Here is a 3,375-nt window from a genome sequence, read left to right as displayed (position 1 = left end):
CTGTAGTTGCGGTGGACCTTCCGGGCAGTGGTGTGGTTGAACTGGCTCGGGATCTCGGGTCGCCGCACGTCGGTCTGGAGTGCGATGTGTCGCGAGAGAAGGACATGCTCTCACTTTTCGGCCAGGTCGAAGCACGGTTCGCGCAAATCGATGTCCTCATCAACAATGCGGCGGTTGGACCCACGATGGATAGGATCATCGACACCGCTGTCGATACCTTCCGACGCGGCGTGACAGTGAACCTTATTGGGCCATTCGTTATGGCCCGGGAAGCGGCGCGGCGCATGAAGCCGGGCGGTGCGATCGTCAATGTGGCTTCGATGGCGGGCGTGGTCGGCAATCCCAGGCGCAACGCCTACGCAGCCTCGAAAGCTGGCGTGATCTCGTTGACAAAGTCCCTTGCATGCGAGTGGGCTATGCGAGGAATCCGCGTCACGGCGGTGGCGCCGGGCTCCGTCCGCACCCCAATGGTCACAGAACTGGCACGCGCTGGCAAAATGGACCTCGCGGCGATACGCCGCCGCGTGCCGATGGGGCGCTTGGCTCGCCCCGACGAGATCGCCAGGGTCGTGCGTTTTCTGAGCAGCACGCAGGCGCGCTACATCACCGGCTCGGTGCTGGCAGTCGACGGAGGCTGGATGTCATTCAACCAGCCGGGGGATGCTCACCCGCCGGTGGATGGTGCGCTCCAAGCCGAGCTCTCCTGTCCGGCCGAATGCACAGATGCGCGAATCGTGCTCGTCACCGGTGGCGCAAAAAGCATTGGCGCGGCCGTCGCTCGCCGCTTTGCCGCGAACGGCGACACCGTCGTGATTGCTGATAAAGATGGCACTGCAGCGGCAGAGCTGGCTACATCGCTCCCCGGCAAGCATCTGGCGAAATCGCTGGACGTGGCCGTCGAGAGCGATGTGGTGTCGATGTTCGAAGAACTGAGGGGACGCTTCGGGTATATCGATGTTCTGGTCAATAGTGCTGATACCGCCGACAGGATTGTGCCTGCGATCGAGCAACTGTCGAAACAGCTCGAACACGTCCTGGATGTCAACCTTACCGGCGCCTTCACCTGCGCGCGCGAAGCGATCAAGGCTATGCGCCCGGGCGGCGTGATCCTCAATCTCGGGTCGATCGACAGCTTTCTGCCGTTCGCGCCGCGCCATGCCTACGGCGCCTCCAAGGCGGGGATGGATATGCTGACCCGTTGCATGGCGGCCGAACTCGGGCCGGTCGGAATTCGGACAGCCACCGTCGCTCCTGGCCACATCCGCACGCCCGCACTTGCTCAGTTGGCCAAAGCCGGCCGCATCGACCTGACAGCAATCGGACGACGCATCCCCATGGGCAGGATGGGACGGCCAGAAGACGTCGCAGATGCATCGTTCTTCCTTGCTTCGTCTGACGCCTCATACATCAACGGCTCGATCCTCTACGTGGACGGCGGCTGGACCTCGTTCGGTGATGCGGGAAACGCCAGCGAGCTCTATGACGAATGTTTTGCGGAGGCCGCAGGTTAATTGCCAGGCCTTCGCAGGGCGACCGGCCGAGCATTATGAAGCCTCGGCTCCACGACGCACCTGAGGTGCTTGAGATCCAAGCATGCGCATGCCGAGCACATTCCCGGTCGGCTGACGTGTCTATAACGAGGAGAAATCATGGAATTTGCCACTTTCATTCTGGCCGCCCAGCGTGGCTATCACCAATCCTCAGAAAGCGTCATCCGCAACTCCATCGAACAGGCCGTCGCTTCGGAGCAGGCTGGGTTCAACACCGCGTGGTTTGCTGAGCACCACTTCAACAATTACAGCCTCATACCATCCCCGCTGATGATGGTGGCGCACTGCGGCGGCTTGACAAGCACGATTCGCCTGGGCACTGCCGTCTGCGTGCTGCCGCTTTACCAACCGCAGCGCCTGCTGTCCGAGATCGGCTTCGCCGACATCGTTGCGAACGGCCGTCTCGAGCTCGGCGTAGGCTTGGGATACCAGCAGTTCGAGTTCGAACGGTTCGGCGTGGACATCGATGAGGCGCCGGCCGTCTTTTCGGAATACCTGGACATCATTCTCAAGGGCCTCAACCAAAACGTCTTCGAACACGACGGCCAGTATGAGAAGATCCCCCCAACAGCGATTTCGGTCCGCACAGTCCAGCAGCCGACGCCGCCTATCTGGATCGCTGGCGGAGCCGCACGGATGGCTCGGGCCTACCGCGAGGGGCACAATTTTTTTGTCACAGCCTTCCACGACGGCTTAGAGACTTTGACCACACTGCGTGAATCAGTCGAGAGGGCGGCGGCATCCGAGGAAAAGAACGTCACCGACGTCAAGATATCGCTGCTGCGCTGCTGCTATGCCAGCCACGACGAGTTGGAGATCAACAGCTATCTCGACAATGCCCGCTTCCAGCGCCGGCTTTCTGAAGCCCTGCATCAGCGTCGCCAACAGAGCCACGATGGCTACCTGCTGCAGGAGACACCGACCCAGCAGGATCTGTCCTTCGAGACCATGCGCAAAAATTTGCCGATTGGCAGCGTAAATCGCGTGATTGATCGCCTGCTGGAAGAGATCGATATCTTGAAACCGGACCAGATCGCAGTTCAGACTCAATTGGGCGACTTCGACCAAAAGACGATGCTGCGCCAGATCGAGCTCTGGGGCGACAAGATCATCCCTGCGGTCAACAAGGCGCTTTGTCATGCCGGAAGCTGAAGCCGGCCGTTACGATGATGGCTGCCTATCCAGCGCGCAATGGCGTGGGTCCGAGCTAGGGAGGAGCTTCGATCAGCATGTGCTGCCCTGCGTACATTCACGTTCGCTTGAGGAGGTCCAGGCGGGCGAGGTGTTGGCGACGGAGGGGACAGGCCTTTCGTCTGTCGAATTGCGTGATGTCTTGGCCGCAACTTTCCCGTCTACCTCCAGCAGCGTATTCGCTTTGGAGGAGTTGAGCGAGCCCGAGCCGGAACTGGAAGAGGAACTGCTACGCCGGCTGCTGCTAGCGCATGCTGCGCCGGCCGACCCGGCGAGCGCCCGCTTGGCCAAGATCATCGCCCGGCGTGCGATGCGCATGGACCATCTTTGGCGGGATCTTGGCCTCTCAAATCGCGCTGAGCTCAGCCGCCTGCTTGCCAGACATTTTCCCGCGCTGGCGGCAGGCAACACAGAAAACATGAAATGGAAAAAGTACTTTTACCGCAAGCTGTGTGAGGCCGAAGGCTTTTCGTCATGCACAGCACCCAGTTGCGGGGAATGCCATGACTTCGAAAGCTGCTTCGGCCCGGAGGAAGTTGAGAGTCGCCTCTCGCCGACCACGAATGTCGGTTAGTCACTTCGCTTGATCGCAGCTGCGGACAAACGCTTATCGCGGCGCCGTCGTATGGAGGAA

3 protein-coding genes are annotated in these 3,375 nt (G+C 60.8%); all 3 read left to right on the top strand.

Annotated features, from left to right (window positions below):
* Nucleotides 1-1,511, top strand: a 1,511-nt coding sequence (locus tag EN906_RS27690; protein ID WP_127375517.1) for an SDR family oxidoreductase, incomplete at its 5' end; no start/stop codon positions are given.
* 138 nt (nt 1,512-1,649) lie between these two features.
* Nucleotides 1,650-2,702, top strand: coding sequence for an LLM class flavin-dependent oxidoreductase (locus EN906_RS27685; RefSeq protein ID WP_063169383.1), 1,053 nt, complete (start codon nt 1,650-1,652; stop codon nt 2,700-2,702).
* Nucleotides 2,689-3,315 carry a nitrogen fixation protein NifQ gene (locus EN906_RS27680; RefSeq protein WP_063169382.1) on the top strand — a complete coding sequence of 209 codons (627 nt, stop codon included), beginning with the start codon at nt 2,689-2,691 and terminating at the stop codon, nt 3,313-3,315. The genes EN906_RS27685 and EN906_RS27680 overlap by 14 nt, the downstream gene beginning before the upstream one ends.
* Nucleotides 3,316-3,375: the final 60 nt, after the last annotated feature.

It is taken from the genome of Mesorhizobium sp. M7A.F.Ca.CA.004.06.1.1 (genome assembly GCF_003999135.1).
Lineage (GTDB): Bacteria > Pseudomonadota > Alphaproteobacteria > Rhizobiales > Rhizobiaceae > Mesorhizobium.
Note: the sequence above shows the minus strand (reverse complement) of the source record. Positions and strands in the feature narration are given on the sequence as shown.

What these genes read in the sequence shown, in the direction of transcription:
- EN906_RS27685 (WP_063169383.1), top strand. Translation starts at nt 1,650, where the DNA reads ATGGAATTTGCCACTTTCATTCTGGCCGCCCAGCGTGGCTATCACCAA.
- EN906_RS27680 (WP_063169382.1), top strand. Translation starts at nt 2,689, where the DNA reads ATGCCGGAAGCTGAAGCCGGCCGTTACGATGATGGCTGCCTATCCAGC.